Annotated in this window: 23 protein-coding genes; 17 read left to right on the top strand and 6 right to left on the bottom strand. The window is 64.7% G+C overall.

Features of this window, described 5'->3' with window-relative positions:
• Positions 1-25: 25 nt before the first annotated feature.
• Complete coding sequence (locus tag DMO26_RS14735; RefSeq protein ID WP_117192908.1) at positions 26-637, top strand: LysE family translocator; 612 nt, start codon at positions 26-28, stop codon at positions 635-637.
• Positions 638-732: 95 nt separating this feature from the next.
• Here the strand turns inward: DMO26_RS14735 and DMO26_RS14730 are convergent, their stop codons facing one another.
• Positions 733-1,347: an MOSC domain-containing protein gene (locus tag DMO26_RS14730; RefSeq protein ID WP_117192907.1), complete on the bottom strand. Its 615-nt coding sequence runs from the start codon at positions 1,345-1,347 to the stop codon at positions 733-735.
• Positions 1,348-1,401: 54 nt separating this feature from the next.
• Here DMO26_RS14730 and recR point away from each other — a divergent pair, with 54 nt between their 5' ends.
• Entirely contained in the window at positions 1,402-2,007 is a 606-nt protein-coding gene (gene recR / locus DMO26_RS14725; protein WP_117192906.1) for a recombination mediator RecR, read from the top strand.
• A 72-nt stretch (positions 2,008-2,079) separates the two neighbouring features.
• Entirely contained in the window at positions 2,080-3,342 is a 1,263-nt protein-coding gene (locus DMO26_RS14720) for a lytic murein transglycosylase (RefSeq protein WP_117192905.1), read from the top strand.
• A gap of 7 nt (positions 3,343-3,349) precedes the next feature.
• Here the strand turns inward: DMO26_RS14720 and DMO26_RS14715 are convergent, their stop codons facing one another.
• Positions 3,350-3,805, bottom strand: coding sequence for a GNAT family N-acetyltransferase (locus DMO26_RS14715; RefSeq protein WP_117192904.1), 456 nt, complete (start codon positions 3,803-3,805; stop codon positions 3,350-3,352).
• A 15-nt stretch (positions 3,806-3,820) separates the two neighbouring features.
• On the bottom strand, positions 3,821-5,452 hold the full coding sequence (locus tag DMO26_RS14710) for an MFS transporter (protein WP_117192903.1): 1,632 nt from the start codon (positions 5,450-5,452) through the stop codon (positions 3,821-3,823).
• A gap of 311 nt (positions 5,453-5,763) precedes the next feature.
• On the opposite strand from DMO26_RS14710, the gene rimP reads away from it, so the two are divergent.
• From rimP to DMO26_RS14660, 10 genes are all read left to right on the top strand, one after another.
• The gene (rimP, locus tag DMO26_RS14705; protein WP_117192902.1) at positions 5,764-6,357 is read left to right on the top strand and encodes a ribosome maturation factor RimP; all 594 of its coding nucleotides are present in this window, start codon (positions 5,764-5,766) and stop codon (positions 6,355-6,357) included.
• Positions 6,358-6,428: 71 nt separating this feature from the next.
• Positions 6,429-8,039 (top strand): transcription termination factor NusA, encoded by a 1,611-nt coding sequence (nusA, locus tag DMO26_RS14700; protein WP_117192901.1) that lies wholly within the window; start codon positions 6,429-6,431, stop codon positions 8,037-8,039.
• Positions 8,039-8,740, top strand: a complete 702-nt coding sequence (locus DMO26_RS14695) for an RNA-binding protein (protein ID WP_117193104.1) — start codon at positions 8,039-8,041, stop codon at positions 8,738-8,740. The genes nusA and DMO26_RS14695 overlap by 1 nt, the downstream gene beginning before the upstream one ends.
• A 101-nt stretch (positions 8,741-8,841) precedes the next feature.
• Positions 8,842-11,598, top strand: coding sequence for a translation initiation factor IF-2 (gene infB, locus DMO26_RS14690; protein WP_117192900.1), 2,757 nt, complete (start codon positions 8,842-8,844; stop codon positions 11,596-11,598).
• 38 nt (positions 11,599-11,636) lie between these two features.
• Positions 11,637-12,278: a hypothetical protein gene (locus tag DMO26_RS14685; RefSeq protein ID WP_117192899.1), complete on the top strand. Its 642-nt coding sequence runs from the start codon at positions 11,637-11,639 to the stop codon at positions 12,276-12,278.
• Positions 12,279-12,408: 130 nt separating this feature from the next.
• Positions 12,409-13,167 carry a 2-dehydro-3-deoxy-D-gluconate 5-dehydrogenase KduD gene (kduD, locus tag DMO26_RS14680; RefSeq protein WP_117192898.1) on the top strand — a complete coding sequence of 253 codons (759 nt, stop codon included), beginning with the start codon at positions 12,409-12,411 and terminating at the stop codon, positions 13,165-13,167.
• 286 nt (positions 13,168-13,453) lie between these two features.
• Positions 13,454-14,575 carry a tonB-system energizer ExbB gene (gene exbB, locus DMO26_RS14675; RefSeq protein WP_117193103.1) on the top strand — a complete coding sequence of 374 codons (1,122 nt, stop codon included), beginning with the start codon at positions 13,454-13,456 and terminating at the stop codon, positions 14,573-14,575.
• A 6-nt stretch (positions 14,576-14,581) separates the two neighbouring features.
• On the top strand, positions 14,582-15,115 hold the full coding sequence (exbD, locus tag DMO26_RS14670) for a TonB system transport protein ExbD (RefSeq protein ID WP_117192897.1): 534 nt from the start codon (positions 14,582-14,584) through the stop codon (positions 15,113-15,115).
• A complete protein-coding gene (locus DMO26_RS14665; RefSeq protein ID WP_117192896.1) occupies positions 15,112-16,140 on the top strand; it encodes a cell envelope integrity protein TolA in 1,029 nt (342 codons plus the stop codon). The genes exbD and DMO26_RS14665 overlap by 4 nt, the downstream gene beginning before the upstream one ends.
• 46 nt (positions 16,141-16,186) lie before the next feature.
• Positions 16,187-17,176, top strand: coding sequence for an Ldh family oxidoreductase (locus DMO26_RS14660; protein ID WP_117192895.1), 990 nt, complete (start codon positions 16,187-16,189; stop codon positions 17,174-17,176).
• 62 nt (positions 17,177-17,238) lie between these two features.
• Here the strand turns inward: DMO26_RS14660 and DMO26_RS14655 are convergent, their stop codons facing one another.
• Positions 17,239-17,598, bottom strand: coding sequence for a hypothetical protein (locus DMO26_RS14655; protein WP_162894902.1), 360 nt, complete (start codon positions 17,596-17,598; stop codon positions 17,239-17,241).
• Positions 17,599-17,782: 184 nt separating this feature from the next.
• Between DMO26_RS14655 and DMO26_RS14650 the strand changes: the two genes are divergently transcribed.
• From DMO26_RS14650 to DMO26_RS14635, 4 genes are all read left to right on the top strand, one after another.
• A complete protein-coding gene (locus DMO26_RS14650) occupies positions 17,783-18,406 on the top strand; it encodes a ribonuclease D (RefSeq protein WP_117193102.1) in 624 nt (207 codons plus the stop codon).
• Between the two features lie 41 nt (positions 18,407-18,447).
• Positions 18,448-19,320: a DUF817 domain-containing protein gene (locus tag DMO26_RS14645; RefSeq protein ID WP_117192893.1), complete on the top strand. Its 873-nt coding sequence runs from the start codon at positions 18,448-18,450 to the stop codon at positions 19,318-19,320.
• A gap of 85 nt (positions 19,321-19,405) precedes the next feature.
• Positions 19,406-20,458 (top strand): hypothetical protein, encoded by a 1,053-nt coding sequence (locus DMO26_RS14640; RefSeq protein ID WP_117192892.1) that lies wholly within the window; start codon positions 19,406-19,408, stop codon positions 20,456-20,458.
• A 232-nt stretch (positions 20,459-20,690) separates the two neighbouring features.
• Positions 20,691-22,337 (top strand): hypothetical protein, encoded by a 1,647-nt coding sequence (locus DMO26_RS14635; RefSeq protein ID WP_117192891.1) that lies wholly within the window; start codon positions 20,691-20,693, stop codon positions 22,335-22,337.
• 122 nt (positions 22,338-22,459) lie between these two features.
• Here the strand turns inward: DMO26_RS14635 and rpsA are convergent, their stop codons facing one another.
• Together rpsA and cmk are read right to left on the bottom strand one after the other, a co-directional pair.
• Entirely contained in the window at positions 22,460-24,166 is a 1,707-nt protein-coding gene (rpsA, locus tag DMO26_RS14630; RefSeq protein WP_117192890.1) for a 30S ribosomal protein S1, read from the bottom strand.
• A gap of 175 nt (positions 24,167-24,341) precedes the next feature.
• A complete protein-coding gene (cmk, locus tag DMO26_RS14625) occupies positions 24,342-24,971 on the bottom strand; it encodes a (d)CMP kinase (protein WP_117192889.1) in 630 nt (209 codons plus the stop codon).
• Positions 24,972-25,004: the final 33 nt, after the last annotated feature.

Below are 25,004 nucleotides of genomic sequence, written 5' to 3'. Positions count from 1 at the left end.
CTATCACCGGAAAAGGGAGGGTCCGATGACGCTGACATCGCTGCTCGTGTTTATTGGCGCATTGTTCGTGGCCGCCGGCACGCCGGGGCCGAGCATCGCGGCGCTCGTGGCGCGCGTCATTTCGAAGGGCACGCGCGGCGTCTTCCCCTTCCTGTTCGGCATGTGGATCGGCGATGCGGTGTGGCTGACGGTGGCGGTGGCGGGCCTTTCGGCGATCGCCGAGACCTTCAATCACGTCTTTATCGCCATCAAATGGCTCGGCGTCGCCTATCTTCTCTATCTCGCCTGGAAGATGTGGACTTCTTCGCCCGATCAGTCGGAGGCGGAACTGCCCGAGGCGCGGTCGAGCCTGAAACTGTTCCTCGCCGCGATCTCGGTGGCGCTCGGCAACCCGAAGATCATGATGTTCTACATCGCGCTCCTGCCTTCGATCATCGACATCCATGCGGTGACGATCGTCGGCTGGCTGGAACTGGTCGCCTGCCAGTTCTTCGTGCTGATGACGGTGAATGTTTCCTGGATGCTGCTCGCCGGGAAAGCGCGAGGTTTCCTGAAAAGCCGCCGTGCCGTGCAGATGGCAAACCGCGTTTCGGCCGGCGCCATGGCGAGCGCGGCGGCTGCGATCGCTACGCGGTAGGTTGGAATTGTCGGGGCATGAATTGCTGTGGGTGAAATTGTTCTCCCGTCATTCCTGTGCTTGTCACAGGATGACGGAGAGGAAGCCGGGAGTTCTCACGCTCCCTCGAACGTCGGCCTCCACCGGCTGCCGATGGGTGCGGCCAGGAAGCGGGCCTTTTCGGCAGCCGACAGGTCCTTGCCCACCGCGGCCAGCATGTCCGCGATCATCACACGGTCGCCTGCATAAGTCTCATGCCGAACCGGATCACCCGGCCCGATCATACCCGGCTCTATGACACGACAATAAATCCCCGGTCGTCCGGCCTTCGTATAGGCCTTGAGAAATTTCGGATCGCCCATCCTTACCGCCAGCGTGTTGCAGGGCGAGCGGGCGCAGCTGGCTTCCAGCACGACATCACCTATATGAAAACGGTCGCCGGCGCCGACGTCGCGATTGTCGAGGCCTTCGATGATCAGGTTTTCGCCGAACGTGCCCGGTGTCAGCGGGTGACCGAGTTCCGCCGCCCACCAGTCCAGCGTCAGCGAGCCTTCGAGAAGGACCGCCTGATCCTCGCCGCCGTGGTGCCTGGTGTTGCAAACCGCATCGCCGACGAGACCAAGGTGGTCGAGCATCACGGCGGAATTGACCGGCGCCTTATAGATGCCGGTCTTGAAGCTCTTGCCCGGCAGCTTTTCGGGACGGCCGAGACAGATCGCGACAAGTTTCATCGGACAGGTCCTTCCGTGATTCCGTTCGTCAAACATATGGGCTAAAGGGAGAATATGGCAAAGCGAGTCACCGGCCCCGAAATCGAAAAACTCATTCAGCTTCTGGCAAAGGTACCGGGCCTCGGGCCGCGCTCGGCCCGCCGGGCGGCGCTGCACCTCATCAAGAAGAAGGAGCAACTGCTCGGGCCGCTCTCCCACGCGATGGGCGAGGCGTATGACAAAGTGAAGGTCTGTTCGCGCTGCGGCAACGTGGACACGACCGATCCCTGCACCGTCTGCACCGATATCCGCCGCGACCAATCCGTGCTGATCGTGGTGGAAGACGTCTCCGATCTCTGGGCGCTGGAACGCGCCGGCGCGATGAACGCCGCCTATCATGTGCTCGGCGGCACGCTCTCGCCGCTCGACGGCATCGGCCCCGACGACCTCAACATCCGCGGGCTGATCGACCGGGTGAACGAGGGGACGGTCCGCGAGATCATCATCGCGGTGAATGCGACCGTCGAGGGACAGACGACAGCGCACTATATAACCGACCAGCTTTCGGGGATCGCCGTGAAGATCACGCGGCTGGCGCACGGGGTGCCGGTGGGCGGCGAGCTCGACTATCTCGACGAGGGCACGCTGACGGCGGCGCTGCGGGCGCGGACGGCGATATAGTTTCGAGGAGGCTGAAGCATGTTGAGACATGTCTCCTCCGGTTTGTCTGGTGGAATATCGAGGAGGATGACGATGAGCACGTTCGGGGGTGCCTTCAGGCGAGTCGCCGCATTGGTTTTCGCCATATTCACGGCCCTCCTTCCCCTCCCCGCGCTCGCCCAGAACAGGCCCGAAGTGGAAAAACAATTCCAGCAATGGATCGCCGGCGATCTGGGACCCGAGGCCGGGAAAGCCGGGATTTCCGAGAAGACGCTGACTGCGGCGTTCAAGGGCGTGACGTTGAACTGGAGCCTGCCAGATCTGGTGCCGCCGGGGACAAGCCCGCCGAAGGAACAGGACCAGACCCAGGCGGAATTTTCCTCGCCGGGCGCCTATTTCAACGAAAAGCGGCTGCAGACGCTCGCCGCGACCGGCCGCGGACTGGCCGCGACCCATGCCGCCACATTGAAGCGGATCGAGGCCGCCTATGGCGTTCCGGGCGAGATCATCGTTGCGATCTGGGGGCGCGAATCGGGCTTCGGAAGGGCAAAACTGCCCTATTCCGCCGTGCAGGTGCTCGCCACCAAAGCCTTCATGTCGACGCGCAGGCAAATGTTCCGCGAGGAACTGATCGCGGCGCTGAAGATGATCGAACGCGGCGACGTGGACGCGGCGGCGATGAAAGGCTCCTGGGCCGGCGCGCTCGGCCAGCCGCAGTTCATGCCCTCGAGCTATCTGAAATACGCCGTCGACTTCGACAAGGACGGCCATCCGGACATCTGGAACTCGGTGCCGGATGCGCTCGCCTCGATCGCCCACTACCTCCAGAAGGAAGGCTGGCAGCGCGGTCGCGACTGGGGGTTCGAAGTCAGCATTCCGACTTATATCACCTGCGCGCAGGAAGGGCCCGACAGGGCGCAGCCGGTTTCCGCCTGGGCGTCGAAAGGCATCGGCCGCATTTCCGGCAAGCCGTTTCCGAGCGGCGACCTGAAGGCCGACGGGATGATGCTGGTGCCGGCCGGGCGGCACGGACCGGAATTCATCGTCACGCCGAATTTCTACGTGCTCAAGGAATACAACAACTCGGATCTCTACGCTCTGTTCATCGGCAATCTCGCCGACCGGATCGCCTCCGGCGCCGGGCCGTTCCGAGCACCATGGGGCGATATCGGCAAGATGCTGCGCTCCGACGTGCTCGCCATGCAGAAGGCGCTCGTCGCCAAGGGCTACGATGTCGGCAATGTCGACGGGCTGCCGGGCTACAAAACACGCCGGGCGCTGGGCGACTGGCAGGCGAAGAACGGACTTTCGCCGACCTGCTTTCCGGACCCTTCGCTGAAAGGAAAGATCCGCTGACGGGGCCTCAGAGGCTCCGCTTCAGACCCTCGTGGTCGGCGGTGAAGCCGAGTTTCTCGTAAAAACGGATGGCGTCCGGCCGGGTCTTGTCGGAGGTGAGCCGCACGAGGCGGCAGCCACGTTCGACGGCCCGTTCCACCGCCCATTCGATGAAGCGCGATCCGAGCCCGCCGCCGCGATGGACTTCGGCGATCCGCACGCTTTCGATCTGGGCGCGCCACATGCCCGTGCGCGACAGGCCGGGAATGAAGGAGAGCTGCAGGCAGCCGGCAATTCCGCCTTCCCCATCCACGGCGACCGCAAGCAGCTGGTTGGCATCGGCCTCGATCGCCGCGAACGCCTGTTCGTAACGCGGATGGACCGGATCGGAGACGGTTTCGCGCGACCGGCCGAGCATGTCGTCCGCCAGAAGGCGGACGATGGCGGGAAGATCGGCGTGGCGGGCTTTCCGGAACGAGGTCATCGGCTCAGTACCGGCTCAGTGATGCAGATCGGGCGGCGATTTGTGGAAAACGTCGTCGGCCGGCGGTATCGTCTGGCGTTCGATCATCCGGTGGACGCGCGGCCCCTCCTCGCCGCGATGCAGGGCGCGGATCGCATCCCAGGCCTCGGCATCCGCCTGGGTGCGGCGCTGGTTGTGTCGCACGTAATCGGCCCAGGTGGCGGTGTGATAGGTTTCCGTCCAGATCTCGGGATGTTCGAGATCGCGCATCAGCGCCCATTGGCGGGCGCCGTCGCGGATGCGGATGCGGCGGCGGCGCGACATCAGCGTCAGGAATTCCGGCACGTCCTCGTCGGCGATGATATAGTCCACCAGCGAGACGATCGGGCCGCTGCGCGGCTGGAGATCGAGTTTCAGGAGCGGTTCGTTGAACCGGTTGAGCGGATCGAGGTTGATATCGGCGAACTGCGGCAGCGGAAGCCGCAGGCCGATCAGGGCGCCGAACATCATCGCCAAGCTCGACAGCGTGAGGGCGATCGAGACGCCGAAAGCATCCGACAGGACGCCCCAGAGCCAGCTGCCGCCGGCAATGCCGCCGAACGTGGCGGTCTGATAGAAGGAAAGCGCCCGGCCGACCACCCAGCGCGGGGTGGACAGCTGCACGGTGGTGTTGAACAGCGAAAGGGCCAGCACCCAGCAGGCGCCGGGAACAAGGAGCACGAGCGCCGTCAGCGCCGTGCTGGAGCTCGCGCCGATGACCGCCGCACTTGCCGCGAAGCCGAGGAAGGACAGGCGGACGATCGATTCGCTCGACAGTTTTTCGCGCAGCCGCGAATTGGCCATGGCCCCGCCGATGGCGCCGACCCCGAAGGCCCCCAGCATGACGCCGTAGGTGAGCGGGCCGCCGGAGACGAGATCGCGCGCAACGATCGGCAGAAGGGCGAGGATGGCGCTGGCGGAAAGGCCGAAGACGAGCCCGCGGAAGAGCACGTTGGTGATGTTCGGCGACATCGCGACATAACCGAGGCCGGCGGAGATCGCCCTCAGCAGGGTTTCGCGCGGCAGGGGGTTTTCGCGCACTTCCGGTTTCCAGCGCGACAGCGCGAAGATCAGCGCCAGATAGCTGCAGGCATTGACGGCGAAGGCAGCAGCGGCGCCCGCGGCGGCGACGATCGCGCCGCCGACCGCCGGGCCGACGCTGCGGGTGATGTTGAAACCGACGCTGTTGATGGTGACAGCCGCCGGCAGGACCTCGCGCGGGACCATGTCGCCGACCGATGCCTGCCAGGCGGGATTGTTGAGCGCCACGCCGCAGCCGAGCAGGAAGGTGAAGGCCAGGAGCAGCCAGGGCGTCAGGAGATCGAGATAGGCGAAGACCGTCAGCGTTATCGACACGACCAGCATGAAAGCCTGGGCCGTGAGCATCAGGCTGCGCCGGTTGACGTTGTCGGCGAGCGCGCCCGAAATCAGCGAAAAGAGCATGATGGGCGCGGCTGTCGACGCCTGGACGAGGGCTACCATGTCTTCCGAATCGGAAATCGACGTCATCATCCAGGCGGCGCCGACGGCCTGGATGAGGCCGCCGAAATTCGAGGCAAGGCTGGCGATCCATATCGTCCTGAACGTCCGGTGCCGGAAGGGAGCCAGGGTCGATATGCGGTCAGGCACTTTGCGTCCTCGTTATTCGTGCGTCGCTGCGAACGGTTATAGGCTTTTGAAGAGGGAATTCCAGCGGATTGGACGCATCCGGTGACCGACCGCGCCCGGATCTTCGGGTCACGTCGGGCGATCCGGACGCAGGCCCGGCGCCCGCGCGAACACGAACCCTTGCAATGCAGGCCCCGAAAGCGTATATGCAGGCCATATTCTTGATCGTCCGATGAAGAGTGGGCCCTCCCGGACCCGCTCTTTTTTGTTAGGCGATCTCTCTATCCCTGGTCCGGCGTGCCGGATTTTGGGCAATGATTGCCGGAGAGCTCATGCACCAGACCGAAAACGAGCCTCGCCTCATCGTCGAGACCGGGCTTGACCTCAGGATCGCCGAAATCATCGAGCCGGTGCTTACCGCCATGGATTACCGGCTGGTGCGGGTGAGAATGCTCAACCAGAACGGCGCGACGCTGCAGATCATGGCCGAACGCAACGACGGCACGATGGACGTCGAAGGCTGTGAAGCCGTATCGACGGCCATTTCGCCGGTTCTCGATGTGGAAGATCCGATCGATAAGGCGTATCATCTGGAAGTGTCCTCGCCGGGCATCGACCGCCCGATGGTCCGCAAGTCGGATTTCACCCGCTGGACGAGCCATCTGGTCAAATGCGAGACGTCGATCATGATCGACAACCGCAAGCGGTTCCGCGGCAGGATCACGGAAGCAAACGAAGACGGTTTCACGCTCGAGCGCGACCAGGTCGCCTATGGCGAGGAACCCAGGGTCACGATCCCGTTCTCGGCTCTGGCCGAGGCAAAGCTCATTCTGACGGACGACCTGATCCGCGACGCGCTTCGAGCCGACAAGCTCGCCAAGCAGCAGGCTGCGAACCAGAACGACGAACAAGAAGACGACGAATAACCGAACAACCGAACCGGCCTTTGTCCCAGGGAGAGGGCCGACAAGATTTCGATCTACGGAGACCAACGACAATGGCAGTGAGCGCAAACCGGCTTGAACTTCTGCAGATCGCAGATGCTGTGGCCCGCGAAAAGGTCATCGACCGCGAGATCGTGCTGGCTGCGATGGCCGACGCCATCCAGAAGGCCGCCCGCTCCCGTTACGGTTCGGAAACCAATATCCGCGCCGACATCAATTCCAAGACCGGCGAAATCCGCCTCCAGCGCCTGCTGGAAGTCGTCGAGGCCGCCGAGGACTACGGCACGCAGATCCCGCTGACGCTTGCCCGCGACCGCAACCCGGACGCCAAGATCGGCGACTTCATCGCCGATCCGCTGCCGCCGATGGATTTCGGCCGCATCGCCGCCCAGTCGGCCAAGCAGGTGATCGTGCAGAAGGTGCGCGAGGCCGAGCGCGACCGCCAGTTCGACGAATTCAAGGACCGCGTCGGCGAGATCGTCAACGGCACGGTCAAGCGCGTCGAATACGGCAACGTCATCGTCGACCTCGGCCGCGGCGAAGGCATCATCCGCCGCGACGAAATGATCCCGCGCGAGAACATGCGCTATGGCGATCGCGTCCGCGCCTATGTCTACGACGTGCGCCGCGAGCAGCGCGGCCCGCAGATCTTCCTGTCGCGCACCCATCCGCAGTTCATGGTGAAGCTGTTCACCATGGAAGTGCCGGAAATCTACGACGGCATCATCCAGATCAAGTCGGTCGCCCGCGATCCGGGTTCGCGCGCCAAGATCGCCGTCATCTCGAACGACTCGTCGATCGATCCGGTCGGCGCCTGCGTCGGCATGCGCGGTTCCCGCGTCCAGGCCGTCGTCGGCGAGCTGCAGGGCGAAAAGATCGACATCATTCCGTGGTCCCAGGATCCGGCGTCGTTCATCGTCAATGCGCTGCAGCCGGCCGAAGTCGCCAAGGTGGTCCTCGACGAGGATGCCGAGCGCATCGAAGTGGTGGTCCCCGACGAGCAGCTGTCGCTCGCCATCGGCCGCCGCGGCCAGAACGTCCGCCTCGCCTCGCAGCTCACCGGCTGGGACATCGACATCATGACCGAGGCCGAAGAATCGGAGCGCCGCCAGAAGGAATTCAACGAGCGCACCAACCTCTTCATGGAAGCCCTCGATGTCGACGAGATGGTCGGCCAGGTTCTGGCCTCCGAAGGCTTCGCGGCCGTCGAGGAACTGGCTTACGTCGATCTCGACGAAATCTCCTCGATCGACGGTTTCGACGAGGACACGGCCAACGAGATCCAGACGCGCGCCAAGGAATATCTCGAGCGGATCGAAGCCGAGATGGACGCCAAGCGCAAGGAACTGGGCGTCCAGGACGAGCTTCGCCAGATCAACGGCCTGACCGGCCAGATGCTGGTGGCGCTCGGCCAGGACGGCATCAAGACGATCGAGGACTTCGCGGGCTGCGCCGCCGACGATCTGGTCGGCTGGAGCGAGCGCAAGGACGGCGAGACGAAGAAGTTCGAAGGCCTGTTCTCGAAGATGGACGTCTCCCGCGTCGAGGCCGAGAACATGATCGTCCAGGCCCGCCTTCTGGCAGGCTGGATCACCGAGGAAGACCTCGCCCAGGAAGAGGTCGAGCCGAAAGCCGAGGAGGCGGATACCGCAGAGCAGGAATGATGCCGCTCGTCAACGAGCCGGTCATCGGTGATGACGGACATGACGACGACGGGTGGGACGACAGCATCGTGAACGACCGTACCTGCATCGTCACCCGCGAGGCCGCATCTCCGGAAACGCTGATCCGCTTCGTCGCCTCGCCCGACGGCAAGGTGGTGCCCGACCTGAAGCGCCAGCTTCCCGGCCGCGGCTGCTGGATCAAACCCGAACGGGCGCTTGTCGACCGGGCGGTTCAGAAAAAGCTTTTCGCCCGGGCGTTGAAGACCGAGGCGAAGGCGGATGCCGATCTCGGCGCGCTCGTCGACCGGCTGATCGCAGCCGATCTCGCCGGCATGATGAACCTCGCCCGCAAGGCCGGACAGTTCGTCACCGGGGCGATGAAAGTGGATGCCGCGGTGCGCTCGGGTGCCGCACTCGCCGTCTTTCATGCGGCGGATGCGGCGGCCGACGGCGTCAGGAAAATCGACCAGGCCCGCAAGGCCTGGACGCTCGGAACGGATGCAAGGGAAGACATTCCGTCCTTTTCGCTCTTCACCGGAGCCGAAATGGACGAAGTGATGGGCCAGAATGCTTTTATCCATGCTTGCGCGCTTGCAGGGCAGGCGGGTGAGGGTGTAGTGAAGCGCGCAAACATGCTCGAAAGGTACCGCCATGGCGGTCAATCCGGAGCACGGAGCGGCGCTGGCCGGCCAGAACAATGATGCGGTCACCGGCGACAGCCGGCCGCCGTACCGGATTAATGCATATTATTGACGGGAGCTGATGGTCGCCATCCGTTCCCGTCCGAAGGAACAGGAACGGAATGACCGATAACAAAGACGACAAGACACTGGGCGTGAAGAAGACCCTTACCCTGAAGCCCTCAGGCGTAACCCAGGGTACTGTGCGCCAGGACATGGGGCGCGGCCGCACCAAGGCAGTCGTCGTCGAGACCGTGAAGCGGCGCCCGACGCGGCCCATGGACGAAAAGCCGGCGTTCGCGCCTGCCGCGGCACCGGTGCAGCGGCCGGTCGAGGCTGCCGCACAGCCGGCGCCCCAGCGCCCGCAGCCGTCCAGCCCGCCGCCGCGCATTCACCAGCCCGCGCCGCAGGGCCAGCGGCCCCAGCAGAACCAGGGCCATCGCCCTGCTCCCTCGCAGCAGCCGCAGCGTCCGCAGCAGCGGCCTACGGGCACCGTGCTGCACGACCTCTCCGCCGGCGAGATGGAAGCCCGCCGCCGCGCGCTGATGGAAGCCCAGGCGCGCGACGCCGAGGACGCCAAGCGCCGTGCCGAGGAAGACGCCCGCCGCAAGGTGGAGGAAGAGCGCCGCAGGGTAGAGGAAGCGGCGGAAGCCGCCCGGCTGGCCGCCGAAGCGGAGGCCAGGGCCAAGGCCGCGCCGGCCGTCGAAGAACAGCCGGCTCCGGTCGCAGCTCCCGCTCCCGCCGCCGAAAAGCCTGCCGAACGTGCCGCAGCTCCGGCTGCGCGTCCGGCGGAAGCCCGCCCGCAGGCTCCGCGTCCCGGCACGCCACCGGCTCCCGGCACTCCGCCCGTTACCGGCCGCGGCCGCAGGGGCGGCGAAGACGATGACGACGATCGCGGTCCGCCGCGCGGCGCGCCCGCACGTGGCCGCGTGGCAACCCCCGCTCCGGCCAAGGTTCCGGCCCGTCCGAAGGAAGACGACCGCCGCCGCGGCAAGCTGACGGTGACCACCGCCGACGTGGATGAAGAAGGCGCACCCGCACGCGGCCGCTCCCTCGCTTCCATGCGTCGCCGGCAGGAGAAATTCCGCCGCAGCCAGATGCAGGAACCGCGCGAGAAGGTCATGCGCGAGGTCATCCTGCCGGAGACGATCACCATTCAGGAACTGTCGCAGCGCATGTCCGAACGCGCCGTCGACGTCATCAAGTACCTGATGAAGGAAGGCCAGATGATGAAGCCGGGCGACGTCATCGACGCCGACCTTGCCGAACTCATCGCCGGCGAATTCGGCCATACCGTCAAGCGCGTTTCGGAATCCGACGTCGAAGAAGGCATCTTCAACAAGGCCGACGACGCAGGCGAGATGCTGCCGCGCCCGCCGGTCGTGACGATCATGGGTCACGTCGACCACGGCAAGACCTCGCTGCTCGACGCCATCCGCCATGCCAACGTGGCCTCCGGCGAAGCCGGCGGCATCACCCAGCATATCGGCGCCTATCAGGTGGAACAGAACGGCCAGAAGATCACCTTCATCGACACGCCCGGCCACGCCGCCTTCACGGCCATGCGTGCCCGCGGTGCGCAGGCGACGGACATCGCGGTCCTCGTGGTCGCGGCCGACGACAGCGTGATGCCGCAGACGATCGAGTCCATCAATCACGCCAAGGCGGCCAACGTGCCGATCATCGTGGCGATCAACAAGATCGACAAGCATGAGGCAAACCCGGCCAGGGTGCGCCAGCAGCTTCTGCAGCACGAAGTGTTCGTGGAATCGATGGGCGGTGAAGTGCTCGACGTCGAGGTTTCGGCGAAGAACAAGGTGAACCTCGACAAGCTGCTCGAAGCGATCCTGCTGCAGGCCGAAATCCTCGACCTCAAGGCCGATCCGAGCCGGACCGCCGAAGGCACTGTCATCGAAGCGCAGCTCGACCGCGGCCGCGGTGCGGTGGCGACCGTCCTCGTCCAGAAGGGCACGCTGAAGCCCGGCCAGATCATCGTGGCCGGCGACCAGTGGGGCCGCGTGCGCGCGCTCGTCACCGACAAGGGCGAGCACGTCAAGGAAGCGGGTCCGGCCATGCCGGTCGAGGTCCTCGGCCTCTCGGGCACGCCCGCCGCCGGCGACCGGTTTGCCGTCGTCGAAAACGAGGCCCGCGCCCGCGAGATCTCCGAGTACCGCCAGCGGCTTGCCCGCGACAAGGCGGCTGCCCGCCAGTCCGGCCAGCGCGGCTCGCTCGAACAGATGATGAGCCAGCTGCAGAACACCGGCATGAAGGAGTTCCCGCTGGTCATCAAGGGCGACGTGCAGGGTTCGATCGAGGCGATCGCCGGTGCGCTCGAAAAGCTCGGCACCGACGAAGTCCGGGCCCGCATCGTGCATTCGGGCGCCGGCGCCATCACCGAGTCGGACATCTCGCTCGCTGAGGCTTCCGATGCGGCGATCATCGGCTTCAACGTCCGCGCCAATGCGCAGGCGAAGACCGCCGCCGACCGCTCCGGCATCGAGATCCGCTACTACAACATCATCTACGACCTCGTGGATGACGTGAAGGCGGCGATGTCGGGCCTGCTCTCGCCGGAACGCCGCGAAACCTTCCTCGGCAATGCCGAAATCCTGGAGGTGTTCAACATCACCAAGGTCGGCAAGGTCGCCGGTTGCCGCGTCACGGACGGCAAGGTCGAGCGTGGGGCGGGTGTTCGCCTCATCCGCGACAACGTCGTCATCCACGAAGGCAAGCTCAAGACCCTCAAGCGCTTCAAGGACGAAGTCACCGAAGTGCCGATGGGCCAGGAATGCGGCATGGCCTTCGAGAACTACGAAGACATCCGCGCCGGCGACATCATCGAATGCTTCCGCGTGGAGCATATCACACGCACGCTGTGACGCCCGGCGCACAGCCAACAGAATTTCGGGAGCCGTCCGTGACCTTCACGGGCGGCTCCTGGCATTTCGAGTATTCGATTTCTCGTGAGGAACTGGCCGCCGGGACCGAGCTTCTGGCCCGGTACGGGGAAAGCAAACGGCGGGCCTGGCCCCGGCTCGTCAAGGCGCTCCTGACGTCGAGCCTTCTTTTCGTGCCGTTTCTCGTCCTCATCGCGATGACCTATATCGATGACTTTCTCCGGTGGCTCTCGGAGGAGTGGCAAGCGAGCCTGGTCGGCGGCGTCATGCCTTCCCTTCCCGCCATCGCCGGGCTCGTCTTTCTGATCCTGCTGATGATGAAACCGCGCAGTACGGCGCTTTCGCCGCCGACCATCCGGCACGAGGAGCGCGACGTCTATCATGTCAGCGCCGTGACCGATGCCACGGCACTTCGCTCGCAGGCCGACGGCATGGCCGTGGAACTCGATGCGAGAGGTCTTGAGAAAATCGTCGAACTCGAGGGCTGGCTCCTGCTTCTCCACACCGACGGACCGGTCCTGTTGCCGCGGCGCATCTTTCCCGACGACGAGACCGCAAACCAATTCATAGTCTTTGTCCGCCGCTTGATCCGCCGCTCATGGCGCATCCGCTGGCGTGTCATGCGCCCGGAGGGACGCGCAAAGGGTGCTTCGGATCTTTGAATCCGTCTTCCCGCCGGTGCCGGCCACTGGCGCGGTCTGAAGATGGCAAAAATTTTCAGCTTCTACCGGAGAGCGTGCGGCGCTAAGCATCTACGCCTTATCCGCATTTTCAATTTCCGAGGAGGACAACATGGCTGCTTCATTCGACCTGACGGGCAAGACGGCGATCGTCACCGGTGCCAATACGGGGCTCGGGCAGGCCATCGCCGTGGCGCTGGCGGGCGCGGGCGCGGATGTGGCGCTCGTCGGCCGCTCCTCGATGGCCGACACGGAAGCGGCGGTCAGCGCCGCCGGCGGACGCGCCAAAACGATCCAGGCCGACCTTTCGACGATCGAGCCGGTAAACCGCGTCATCGAGGAAACGCTCGCGTTCACGGGCCGCGCCGACATCCTCGTCAACAATGCCGGCATCATCCGCCGCGCCGACGCGATTAATTTCACCGAGGCGGACTGGGACGCGGTGATGGACGTGAACCTCAAAACCGTCTTCTTCCTCTCGCAGGCGTTTGCGAAAAACCTGATCTCGGAGAGCAAGGGCGGCAAGATCATCAACATCGCCTCGCTCCTCTCCTTCCAGGGCGGCATCCGCATTCCCTCCTACACGGCCTCGAAGAGCGGCCTTGCCGGCCTGACGCGCCTGCTCGCCTGCGAATGGGCGGGCAAGGGCATCAACGTGAACGCGATCGCACCTGGCTATTTCTCCACCAACAATACCGAGGCGCTGCGCAACGACCCGGACCGCAACAGCGCGATCCTGGGCCGCATTCCGGCCGGGCATTGGGGGCAACCGGAGGAACTTGGGGGCGCCGCCGTGTTTCTCGCGGCGCCGGCCTCCGACTACGTGCACGGCATTGTGCTGCCGGTGGACGGCGGCTGGCTGGCGCGGTAACCGCCGTTCCGCCCGATTTTCAGGCAGGGGCAGCCCGATCCATGCGCAGGCGGGATAGCGGTTCCCGCCTGCGCATCAATTTGATCGGCTCTCAAGATTTATTAGTTGCCATTTCTACTCATGTTTATTATCCGGTAGCTGCAACATCGCGAACCCGGCGGCCACGGCCGGCGGCGTTCCCCATGTCCCGTTTCCGTCATCGTCGATCGGTGCCCTGCGCCATCCGCCATGACGAACACAGTCCGGAGTACCGCCAATGCCTGCTGCCCTGAAGCCCGCTTTTTCGATGCGCCAGCCGATCGGGAGCCGGTTTCCTGTTGCTCTCGCGGTTCTGGCGATGACGGCTTCCGTGGCGGTGGCACAGGCTCCCGCGCCGAATGCCCCGTCCCAGGCGCCGGCTTCGCCGCAAGCTTTGCAACCGGCACAGCCGGTCGCTCCGCAGGCCACCCAGCCGGCCCTGGCGCCGGCAACGCCACCCGCGACGCAGGCCGCGCCTCCCACCCCGCAGCCGGCCGGCCCGGCCGTTCCGCAGCCGGACGCCACCGCGCAGCAGCCCTCCGCACCGGCCGCGACACCGGGCAACACCGCGGCTCAGCCGATGCCGGTCGATCCCGCCACGCCGCTCGCGGCGGGCCAGCCGACCCACATGCTTACGCAGTTCCTCAACCCGGAAAAGCGCGCCGACCTGCCGCACGACCTTTCGCCCTGGGGCATGTTCATGGCTGCCGACTGGGTGGTCAAGGCCGTGATGATCGGGCTTGCCTTTGCCTCGCTGGTGACCTGGACCGTGTGGCTCGCCAAGACGCTGGAACTTGCGGGCGCACGCGCACGCGCCGGCCGGACGCTGAAGGTGATCCGCTCTTCCCGCACGCTTTCCGAAGCCTTCCGTGCCGCCGGCGGCCGCGGCGGACCGGCAGCATCGATGCTGCGCGCCGCAGCCCAGGAAGTGCAGCTTTCGGAAGCCGCGCTGGACCATGCAGGCGGCCACGGCGTCAAGGAACGTGTCGCTTCGGCTCTTTCGCGGATCGAGGCCTATGCCGGCCGGCGCATGTCGCGCGGTACCGGCGTTCTGGCGACGATCGGCTCGACGGCACCATTCGTCGGCCTTTTCGGCACCGTCTGGGGCATCATGAACTCATTCATCGGCATTTCCGAAACCCAGACGACCAATCTTGCCGTCGTGGCGCCCGGCATCGCCGAAGCGCTGCTGGCGACCGCGATCGGCCTCGTAGCGGCCATTCCGGCCGTCGTCATCTATAACGTCTTCGCCCGTTCGGTGACCGGCTACCGGCAGCTGCTTGCGGACGCCGCCGCCGGTGTCGAACGGCTGGTCAGCCGCGACCTCGACTTCCGCAAGGTGCCGCCGGACGCCCGCAAGACGCCGATGTCGCTGGTGGCCGGAGGCTGATCGACCATGGCCGGCGGCATCCGCGAAAACCACGGCGACGAGCTTGCCGAAAACCACGAAATCAACGTGACGCCGTTCATCGACGTCATGCTGGTGCTGCTGATCATCTTCATGGTGGCCGCCCCGCTTTCGACCGTCGACGTCAATGTCGATCTGCCGGCCTCGACCGCAAAGCCCGCGGAACGGCCGGACGAGCCGCTCTATCTGACGGTGAAGGACGACCTCAGCCTCAATATCGGCAATGACGCAGTGGCCCGCGAAGAGCTTGCCGCAAGGCTCGACCGGGTGACCGAAGGCAAGAAGGATACCCGCGTCTTCCTGCGCGCCGACAAGACCGTCGATTACGGCCAGTTCATGGACGTGATGAACCTGCTGCGCGATGCGGGCTATCTCAAGATCGCGCTGGTAGGTCTCGAAACCCTGCCGATGCCGCAGGCTCCGGCCGCTCCCGCCGGCCAGGTCCAGAATAGTCAGGTTCAGAACGGCCAGGCGCCGGTCGCCGCGCCGCAGGCCGTACCCGCCGCGGGGAACGGTCCATGAGCCTCGTCGTCTCGCAGACAGGTCCGGGCGGACGCGTCGGCGAGCTGGCGCTCTGGAGCGCCGCCGGCCTCGTCATGCTGACGGTGCATTTCGGCGCCGCCTATTACCTGATGCAGAAGACGCCCGAGATGCCGGCCGACAATTCGCCGCCAGCGGCGATCATGATCGAGCTTGCCGCCGAGCCGGAAGCCACCAATACCGAGGAAGAACAGATCTCTCCTGACATGCAGGATCAGGAGCAGGTGATGAGCGAAGAGACCAAGCCGGTCGAAGAACCGCAGCCGGAGCCGGTCGAACAGCCGCAGCCCGAACCCGAGCCGATGCCGGAACCGGTTGCCGAACCTCTTCCGGAGCCCGTCGAACCGCCGCCGCAGGAAGTCGCCGAGCCGGTAGAACCCGCGCCCATGTCGGAGCCCGTTCAGGAGGCACCGCCGGAGCCGCAGGTCACCGAAACCATTCCCGAACCGCCGCCGGAACCGATCGAGGAGCCGGAGCCCGTCGAACAGCAGCAGACAGCCATGCTGGAGAATGTCGAGGTGCCGCTGCCGGCCATCCGCCCCCTGCCGCCGCCGGTCGCCGAAAAGCCGCCGGAAGAAAAGAAGCCAGAGCCCAAGAAGGAGCCGGTCAAGAAGACCCAAAAGCCCAAGCCGAAGCAGCAGCAACAGCAGGCCCAACGGGACATGGCGGAGGCGAAGATCGAGGCCAAGCAATCGGACCGCACGGCAGCCAGCCAAAATTCCACGGGCTTCTTCTCGCCGTCGGTTTCGCCACAGCAGTGGATGACGCGCGTACGAACGAAGATCGCCCGGTATGCCCGCAAATGCCCGGGAAACGAGACCGGAATCGTGACGGTCCGTTTCAGCTTTGACGGCGGTGGCAACATCGGCAGCGTCTCGGTGGCCGGCTCGTCGGGAAATTCAGCCATCGACGAATATGTTGTATCCGCCGTCCGGCGTGCGTCTCCGATCCCGGCGCCACCGGCCGGTGCTGGAAGTTCACTCAGCCAGCCGGTAAAGTGCGAATAGCTGCCTGATTTGCAGCCCTCGCCTTTAACTAATCCGGATCTCCAGCATGCATCTGACCCTCCAAGACGCCGAAACGCTCGTGACGGGCGTTTTCGAAGCCAATGGCGTTATTCCTGAAACCGCCCGTTCCGTCGCCCGCGCGCTCGTCCATGCGGAAGCCGCCGGACAATACGGGCATGGGCTCCGGCGGGTTCCCGCCTATGTCGGCCAGGCGCGCAGCGGCAAGGTGGACGGCAAGGCCAAGGCTTTCGCTTCGCGGCCGCGGCCGGCGGTGCTGACGATCGATGCGGCACTCGGTTACGCCTATCCCGCCTTCGATATCGCCGTGGAGATGCTGCCGGAGATTGCCCGCGAGCAGGGCATCGCGCTCGGGCTCATCCACCGTTCGCACCATGCAGGCGTCATGGCGCTCACCGTCGAGCGGTTTGCCGAACAGGGGCTGGCGGCGCTGATGTTCGCCAATGCGCCCGCTTCCATGGCCGCCTGGGGCGGCCGGAAGCGGCTGTTCGGCACCAATCCGATCGCGTTTGCAACGCCCGTTGCCGGTGAGGAGCCGCTGGTCATCGATCTGGCGCTTTCCACCGTTGCCGCCGGCAAGATCATGGCGGCGCGGCAAAAAGGCGAAGGCATTCCGGAGGGCTGGGCCTTCGATGCCGAAGGCAGGCCGACCACCGACCCGCACGAGGCGGCGAAAGGCCTGATGGCGCCCTCCGGCGGCGCCAAGGGCGCCGCGCTGGCGCTGATGGTGGAGATTTTGGCAGCCGGCCTGACGGGTTCGAACTTTTCTTACGAGGCAAGCTCATTCATGGAGGACAAGGGGCCGCCACCTTCCGTCGGCCAGACGCTGATCGTCATAGACCCAGGCGCGGGGACAGTCTCGGCCACGGAGCGAATCGCCGAACTGGCCCATCAAATGGCTTCCGAAGACGGTGTGCGCCTGCCCGGCCGGCGCGGCCAGAACGCCCGGCGGGCGGCGATCGAAAACGGCCTCGATATCGAAGACGAGGTGATGGCAGCGATCAAAGCGCTGGCGTAAATCGAGCCGGAAGTCCTGGGTCCCGCCCGGCACGTATGATGCCGTTGTTTCCAGGCATGCCGTCACGCGGCACGGATCATGCCGGCGAAGGAAACCACCAGGCCATCGACAGAAAGCGCGAGCATATCAGACGGTTGCGTATTCTGCCCGGCGCAGGCACAGCAGGCTAACGAACCCCGTTTCGGATCCGCCCAGCTGCCGAATTCCACTTTGCCGCAGACTTCGATCTCCTGGCTTGGCTGCACCCTGAAGACGTGGCGGAGCCCAAAAACGCAAAAAGCCTGGCGCGGGAGGAGGGTGCGCCAGGCTTTAAACTTGATCGACAACTGGGAGGAGGAGGATGTTGTCGATCCGTACCCAACGACGCTGGGAGGAGGAGTGCGTCGTTCGATGAGCGAGATATAGGCTAATCGTTTAAGCACGCCAATCCCCCCTGCTGCAATGCAGCAATGCGCTATACGCAAAGCTGAGCAAATGCCCAAGGGAAAATGCGCCGCCCAAAGGCAGAGAATTCCGGATCTCCGGCACCGGCATCCGAAGATCGCCCATATGCTTGAAGAAAAACGTGGTCTATAGCGGTTCCCGACACAGGGCATGGAGACGGTCATGGCAGAGATCAGGTATCACGAGGGCGACATTTCGGCGGCGGACGCGGTCCGTTACACCGGGGCGATCGCGATCGACACGGAAACGCTGGGGCTCGTGCCGCGCCGCGACCGGCTCTGCGTCGTGCAGCTTTCGCCGGGCGACGGTTCCGCCGACGTGATCCGCATCGCGGCCGGGCAGAAAGAGGCGCCGAACCTCGTCACCCTGCTCGCCGATCCGTCCAAACAGAAGATCTTCCATTTCGGCCGATTCGACATCGCCGTGCTGTTCCATACGTTCGGCGTGACGACCACGCCGGTCTTCTGCACCAAGATCGCCTCGCGGCTGGCCCGCACCTATACGGACCGGCACGGGCTCAAGGACAATCTCAAGGAGCTGCTCGACATCGACGTCTCGAAGGCGCAGCAGCAGTCCGACTGGGCGGCCGCGGTGCTTTCCCCGGCGCAGCTCGAATATGCCGCTTCCGACGTGCTGCACCTGCATGCGCTGCGCGACAAGCTCAACGAGCGTCTGACGCGCGACAACCGTGCCGAACTCGCCAAGGCCTGTTTCGAATTCCTGCCCACCCGCGCCAAGCTCGACCTGCTCGGCTGGGAAGAGGCCGACATTTTCGCACATAGCTGATAAGGGCGGCTGACGGACGAGCGGGCAATCGGCGGGGACAGATGGAACAGCGCAATCCGCATCATCCGCCGAGCCATGAGACCGGCCCTTATCTGGAGCCGCTCAGGCTTGCCATTCGCAGGGCGCTGGCGCCGCTTCCCTGGTGGCTTTCGGAATTCATCCTGTTCGGCCTCAAGCAGGCCTGGTCCTGCCTCTTTGCGGCAATCATGCTGGGGCTGATCCTCATCACGAAATTCGCCTGGCAGGCGGACTGGCCGCTTTATCGCTACGATTTCCTGTTCGTCGCGGCGCTCGCCATCCAGATGCTTTTCCTGCGCTTCAGGATGGAGAGCTGGGAGGAGGCGCGGGTCATCCTCGTCTATCACGTCACCGGCACGATCATGGAGGTCTTCAAGGTCCATATGGGCTCCTGGGCCTATCCGGAACCTTCCGTCATCCAGATCGCCGGCGTGCCGCTGTTCTCGGGCTTCATGTATGCCTCGGTCGGCTCCTTCATGGCCCGCACGATCCGCGTCTTCGACATGCGTTTCACCCACTATCCGCCGCTCTGGCAGACCAGCCTGCTGGCGGCGGCGATCTACGTCAATTTCTTCAGCCACCATTATCTGCCGGATATCCGCTACATCCTCTTCGCCGCGACGGTGATCGTCTTCCGGCGCGTCAGCATCCATTTCACTACGGATGAAACGACGCTCAACATGCCGCTCGTCGCGGCGGCATTCCTGTCGTCCATCTTCCTCTGGATCGCCGAAAACATCGGTACGCTGACAGGCACCTGGATCTATCCGAGCCAGACCACCTGGCACATGGTCTCCTTCGGCAAGCTCGGCTCCTGGTATCTGCTGCTCTACGTGAGCTTCGTGCTGGTGACGCTGGTGGTGAAGCCGCAGCCGCCGGAAGACCGCTTGGGATAAGTTCCAACGGGGCATTAACATCCCGTTAACCCTCCGCGCCTATTTTCTCCTGCGGTGAACACCTCAACGAGACCGGATCCGGCCCATGTTGCTTCCCACCCAGCAGACCTACGGGCTTGCCGCAACGAACGCGATGCAGTCGATGCTCGACAGCATCGAGGAGCAGCGCAAGCGGGAAGAGGAAAAGCGCACGGGCAAGGAGAAGGACCCGATCGCCGAAGCGCGCATCAGCGCCAGCGAAGAGGCCAAGCGCGCCAAGGACAAGATCGCCTCCGCCCTTTTCGACGCAAGCCGGGTCGATCCGGACCAGCTCAAGATCGATCTCATGGAGCGCCTGGCCGACAAGCTCGGCATCGACGTCGATAAAGCCCGCTCGTCCTACCGCCTCGGCAGGGCGCTCGAAGACGCGCTCAAGGAAATGCGTCCCGATCAGGCCTCGCAGCTTGCCAAGGATCTCGGCCTCGACGATCTCGGCATCTCGATGCAGACGCTGCTCAGCGCCATCAAGAACCCCTACGGCGACGACGGCCAGCGGCTGGCCGACGCGCTGATCAAGCAGGCCAACGGCGGCAAGCTCGATACCGAGGTGGAGCGCGTCGTGCAGCGTCTCGAAGACGTCGCCGACCCCAAGACGCTCGAGGAGCTGAAACTCGGCCCGCAGGGCTACGACCCGACCCGGGTGGAGGATGCGCAGACCCGCGCGGAACGCCAGGAAGACATCGTGGCGGCCGAAGCGGGCAAGAAGCTCGAAGACGTCCAGAAGGTTCAGGACGTCATCGAAGAGAAGAACGACAAGGCCGCCGAAAAGCCGAACGGCGATGGTTCCCAGCCGACGGCGGGATCGGACGAGACCACAACCCTGCTCGCCGTCTTTGCGGCAGCGGCCGAACAGATCACCAATTCCGATACGGGGGACACGGCGGAAAGCTCCGCCTCCGGCGAAGCCTCCACTGCCGACGGGAGCTCTTCCGCCACGGAAGCCGCGCTGAAGGACGAAGCGCCGACAAGCGAAGCCGCAGCGAATGCGGCTATCGAAGAGATCAGCGACAATGCCCTGGAAACCAGCGCCGACATCCTGCCCATTCGTGTCGACGACATCGGCATCTACGAGTTACTGAAGAAGAAGTTGGCTGCGTGACCTTGTAGTTCGAATTTCCCCTCATCCGTGTCGTTCTGGGTCACTTTCGCCAATTCGTTGGCGAAATCGCTCGCTCGTTAGCGAAGCGTTAACCTTTTTGCCGCAGAGTAGACTGCATCTATCGGCATCGGGTACGCCATGAGGCGTTACGGTCGCAGCGCCGTTTCGTTGCGAAAACACAACAATCGCTTAGCCGAGCTGTCCTATCGTCGCAATCAGGTTGGAGCGGACGATGCTGCCCCCGGTTCGTGCCACGTTAAGCTCATTCGTAGACTATCAGGCCCAGCCGCAGGCGCCCTTGCTGCGCCAGCGGATCGATGTCACCGCCAATGCCGCCAGCACCGAGACGATCGCCTCGGCGCCGTTGTCCGGCGGCCGGCTGGATATCCTGTCGCTGTCGGCGCAATTGCAGCTCGCCCAGGGATTTTCGATCTTTGCCGAAACCATCGGCAAGCTGATCAAGCTTCCCCGCCGGGAAGGGGAAGCGCTGCTCGAATATGCGCGCCGGCTTCTCGAAGCCGTCAAGGTGATGAACCCGGCCGAGCGTCAGGCGCTGGAACGCGCCCTCAACCAGCTGGTCAAGGGCATGTCCCTGCGGCTGCTGACCGAAGTCCTCAACAATCCGTCCGGGCCGAATGCGGCGCGCCTGGCGATGCGGCTGGAAACCGCGCAGCTTCTCGACCGGGACCTCGCCGCCAAGGCGGTCGTCAGCTCCTACCGCCAGAACGCCGGCGCCGAGCAGGCCCTCAACCTTCCGCCCCGCGCCGCCAATGCCACGCCTGCCGCGCCCGCCCCGGGCAATGCGGGCAGGACAGCGGCCGCGGCGGCAGGACAGCCGGCCCCGCAGGCGAAGGAACCCGTTCCAGCCGATGATACGGAGCATGGCAACCCACCGGCGACAGCCGCCGGCGAGGCCGATACGCCACCGTCGGCATCCGAGACGGAGGTTACGGAACCCGCCTTCTCGGCCGTTTCCCAAAACACCGAGCTTGAAGCGGCCGATGCCGGCGAAACCGGGCAGGAAGCCGTGCCCCCTGCGACCCCCGCCGGCCCGGACGCCCCTCAAGGGGAGACACCGGAGCTCGACGCCGCCATGTCGGACGAAGCGCCGGAAAATGCGGCCGCCACGGGAGATTTCGAGGCGGCCGAGCATGACATCCGCAGCCCGCTCAACAGCGACCGGCGCATGGCCGTTCCGGTCTTCTACGACGGACCCGCGCTTGCGCGCCTCTCGCAAAGAGAGGTCGAGCCGAGCCGTTCGGCAACCGCCCAGAAGATGGCCGTTCCGGCCCTGACCGAATGGCTGGCGGATGTCTTCGCGGAGGGCGGCGACGAGCTTCTGACGCCGCTGCCGGCTGCGGCGCGAACCCTGCCGGAACAGCAGGCGCTGGAAGAACTGATGGACCACGCGCCCCTGACAAAGCCGGGGCCAGACAATGAACAGATGCGTGAGGCTGCCCGTCAGGCCGGCCAGCATGCCATTTCCGAGCCGGAAGACCAGTCCGCGCCGAGCCGCACCGGGAACATTTCGCCGAACCCGGCGGGGCAGGCTGGCTCAGCCGCCAGCTCCACGGAACTTGCCGAACAGCTGGCGCTGCCCCTGCCCTTGCCGCCGGTGCTTCGCGAGGGCGTGCCGTTTCCCTATGTCGCCTATCCGCCCGAGGAGCGTGAGCGGGATCCGGAGGAGCGGAAGACCCGCGCCATATCGGCGACCGACGAGGATGGCGAGCAGCAGCATTCGGCGGGCGAGCAGAGCTTCGGCGAGGAGGCATCCGGCGAAGATCGCAAAGGCGAACCGGAGGATGAGGCCTCCGACGAGGACAAGCAGGAGGCCGACCGGGCCAACGATCTCTACTGGCGGATGGCCGGCTGGACCTGATTCCCAGATCGTCCCGTCGCGCCGGGGTTCACCCCGAAGGCCAAACCGCGACGGATGCGGCGGGCATGAAAAAACCGCCGGACTTGCGCCCGGCGGTTTTCGATTTACTCGGCTAACGAGGATTACTCGTTGTTACCGCGGTTCTTCAGGGCCGCGCCGAGGATGTCGCCGAGCGAAGCGCCCGAGTCGGACGAACCGAACTGAGCGACGGCTTCCTTCTCTTCGGCGATCTCGAGAGCCTTGATCGACAGCATGACCTTGCGGTCCTTCTTCGACCAGTTGACGACGCGGGCGTCGAAAACCTGGCCCACCGAGAAACGCTCCGGACGCTGATCTTCGCGATCGCGTGCCAGATCGTTGCGGCGGATGAAGGAGGTGATGTCTTCGTGGTTGACGAGCTTCACTTCGACGCCACCGTCGTTGACGGCGATGACTTCGCACGAAACGACAGCGTTCTTGCGCAGTTCGCCGGAAGCGGCAGCTTCGCCCACCGAATCACGGCCGAGCTGCTTGATGCCGAGCGAGATGCGCTCCTTGTCGACGTCCACATCGAGAACGACAGCCTTGACGACGTCGCCCTTGTTGTATTCCTCGATGACCTGTTCGCCCGGACGGTTCCAGTCGAGGTCGGAGAGGTGAACCATGCCGTCGACATCGCCTTCGAGGCCGATGAACAGGCCGAATTCGGTCTTGTTCTTGACTTCGCCTTCGACTTCAGTGCCGGCCGGATGCGAGTAGGCGAATGCCTGCCACGGGTTTTCCAGCGTCTGCTTGAGGCCGAGCGAAATACGGCGCTTGGACGGATCGACTTCGAGAACGACAACGTCGACTTCCTGGCTCGTGGACAGGATCTTGCCGGGATGGACGTTCTTCTTGGTCCAGGACATTTCGGAAATGTGGATCAGGCCTTCGATGCCCGGCTCCAGTTCGACGAACGCACCGTAGTCGGTGATGTTCGTGACGGTGCCGGAAATCTTCTTGCCGACCGGATACTTGGCCGAGATGCCATCCCACGGATCGGACTCGAGCTGCTTCATGCCGAGCGAGATGCGGTGGGTTTCCTGGTTGATGCGGATGATCTGAACCTTGACCTGCTGGCCGATGTTCAGGATTTCCGACGGATGGTTGACGCGGCGCCATGCCATGTCGGTGACGTGCAGCAGACCGTCGATGCCGCCGAGGTCGACGAACGCACCGTAATCGGTGATGTTCTTGACGACGCCGTCAACAACCTGGCCCTCTTCGAGGTTCTGAACGATTTCAGAACGCTGCTCGGCGCGGCTTTCTTCGAGAACCGTGCGGCGCGAAACGACGATGTTGCCGCGGCGCTTGTCCATCTTGAGGATTTCGAAGGGCTGCGGGTTGTGCATGAGCGGGGTGACGTCGCGGATCGGACGGATGTCAACCTGCGAACGCGGCAGGAAGGCGACGGCGCCGTCGAGATCGACGGTGAAGCCACCCTTGACCTGGTTGAAGATGACGCCTTCGACGCGCTCGCCGGCTTCGAACTTGGCTTCGAGCTTGACCCAGCTTTCTTCGCGGCGTGCCTTCTCGCGGGAGAGCACTGCTTCGCCAAGCGCGTTTTCGATGCGCTCGACATAAACCTCGACTTCGTCGCCGACCTTCAGCGAACCGTCCTTGCCCTTGGCGCCGAATTCCTTCAGCGCGATGCGGCCTTCGACCTTGAGGCCGACGTCAACGACGGCCATGTCCTTTTCGATCGCGGTGACGCGACCCTTGGTGACATAACCTTCGGCCAGATCGTTGGAAGCGAAGGATTCTTCGAGGAGGGCTGCGAAGTCCTCCCGCGTGGGGTTAGATACTGCCATGAAATCTCCTAGAGTGCCTTGTTCTCAAGGCACATATGCGCCGGGGGTTCGCGTTGTTCATGCCTGGGCATCATGTCCGCCTCTCTCTGTTTCAAGAGGCAAATCCGGCGCGGGGACCGATCTCCAGACTTCGGCTTTTATCAGGGACACAGCCGGCCAAAGCCGGCGCGCATCGTCATTTCTTCTTCAGGGCGGCGTCGATGATGACCTTGGCCGCCTGAAACGCGGCCTCTATACTCATTTCCGAGGTATCTAGCAAGTGCGCATCCTCGGCGGGCTTCAGCGGGCTGTCGGCGCGGCCCATGTCGCGTTCGTCGCGTTTTCTCACGTCGGCGAAGATTTCCGCGTAGTCGGCGGACTGGCCCTTGCCGAGGATTTCCTCATATCGGCGGTTGGCACGCACGTCGGCAGAGGCCGTCACATAAAGCTTCACGGGCGCTTCCGGGCAGACGACCGTGCCGATATCGCGGCCGTCCAGGACCGTACCGGGCTCCCGGAGCGAAAAGGCGCGCTGGGCCTCGACGAGCGCGCGGCGCACGGCCGGCATCACGGCGATCTTCGAAGCCGCCTCGCCGATCGCGTGGCTCGACAATATATCGCGGTCGAGGCCGGCAAGTTCAACCTCGCGAGCCATCTTTTCGGCGACCGCCTCGTCATCGAGCGGCAGGCCGGCATCGAGCAGCGCCTTGGCCGTGGCGCGATAGGTCAGGCCGGTATCGAGGTGATGGAAGCCGTAGGCATCGGCGATCTGCCGGGACAGCGTGCCTTTTCCCGCAGCGGCGGGTCCATCGATGGCGATGATCATTCCTGGCGTCAATTATTCCCACTCGTCTCTTGG

It is taken from the genome of Rhizobium terrae (assembly GCF_003425685.1).
GTDB classification, from domain to species: Bacteria; Pseudomonadota; Alphaproteobacteria; order Rhizobiales; family Rhizobiaceae; genus Neorhizobium; species Neorhizobium terrae.
Note: the sequence above shows the minus strand (reverse complement) of the source record. Positions and strands in the feature narration are given on the sequence as shown.

Coding starts and splice junctions, on each gene's coding strand:
- infB (WP_117192900.1), top strand. CDS start 8,842: ATGACCGATAACAAAGACGACAAGACACTGGGCGTGAAGAAGACCCTT.
- rpsA (WP_117192890.1), bottom strand. CDS start 24,166: ATGGCAGTATCTAACCCCACGCGGGAGGACTTCGCAGCCCTCCTCGAA.
- DMO26_RS14720 (WP_117192905.1), top strand. CDS start 2,080: ATGAGCACGTTCGGGGGTGCCTTCAGGCGAGTCGCCGCATTGGTTTTC.
- kduD (WP_117192898.1), top strand. CDS start 12,409: ATGGCTGCTTCATTCGACCTGACGGGCAAGACGGCGATCGTCACCGGT.
- nusA (WP_117192901.1), top strand. CDS start 6,429: ATGGCAGTGAGCGCAAACCGGCTTGAACTTCTGCAGATCGCAGATGCT.
- exbD (WP_117192897.1), top strand. CDS start 14,582: ATGGCCGGCGGCATCCGCGAAAACCACGGCGACGAGCTTGCCGAAAAC.
- rimP (WP_117192902.1), top strand. CDS start 5,764: ATGCACCAGACCGAAAACGAGCCTCGCCTCATCGTCGAGACCGGGCTT.
- DMO26_RS14695 (WP_117193104.1), top strand. CDS start 8,039: ATGCCGCTCGTCAACGAGCCGGTCATCGGTGATGACGGACATGACGAC.
- DMO26_RS14715 (WP_117192904.1), bottom strand. CDS start 3,805: ATGACCTCGTTCCGGAAAGCCCGCCACGCCGATCTTCCCGCCATCGTC.
- DMO26_RS14650 (WP_117193102.1), top strand. CDS start 17,783: ATGGCAGAGATCAGGTATCACGAGGGCGACATTTCGGCGGCGGACGCG.
- DMO26_RS14735 (WP_117192908.1), top strand. CDS start 26: ATGACGCTGACATCGCTGCTCGTGTTTATTGGCGCATTGTTCGTGGCC.
- cmk (WP_117192889.1), bottom strand. CDS start 24,971: ATGATCATCGCCATCGATGGACCCGCCGCTGCGGGAAAAGGCACGCTG.
- exbB (WP_117193103.1), top strand. CDS start 13,454: ATGCGCCAGCCGATCGGGAGCCGGTTTCCTGTTGCTCTCGCGGTTCTG.
- recR (WP_117192906.1), top strand. CDS start 1,402: ATGGCAAAGCGAGTCACCGGCCCCGAAATCGAAAAACTCATTCAGCTT.
- DMO26_RS14640 (WP_117192892.1), top strand. CDS start 19,406: ATGTTGCTTCCCACCCAGCAGACCTACGGGCTTGCCGCAACGAACGCG.
- DMO26_RS14660 (WP_117192895.1), top strand. CDS start 16,187: ATGCATCTGACCCTCCAAGACGCCGAAACGCTCGTGACGGGCGTTTTC.
- DMO26_RS14635 (WP_117192891.1), top strand. CDS start 20,691: ATGCTGCCCCCGGTTCGTGCCACGTTAAGCTCATTCGTAGACTATCAG.
- DMO26_RS14645 (WP_117192893.1), top strand. CDS start 18,448: ATGGAACAGCGCAATCCGCATCATCCGCCGAGCCATGAGACCGGCCCT.
- DMO26_RS14665 (WP_117192896.1), top strand. CDS start 15,112: ATGAGCCTCGTCGTCTCGCAGACAGGTCCGGGCGGACGCGTCGGCGAG.
- DMO26_RS14730 (WP_117192907.1), bottom strand. CDS start 1,347: ATGAAACTTGTCGCGATCTGTCTCGGCCGTCCCGAAAAGCTGCCGGGC.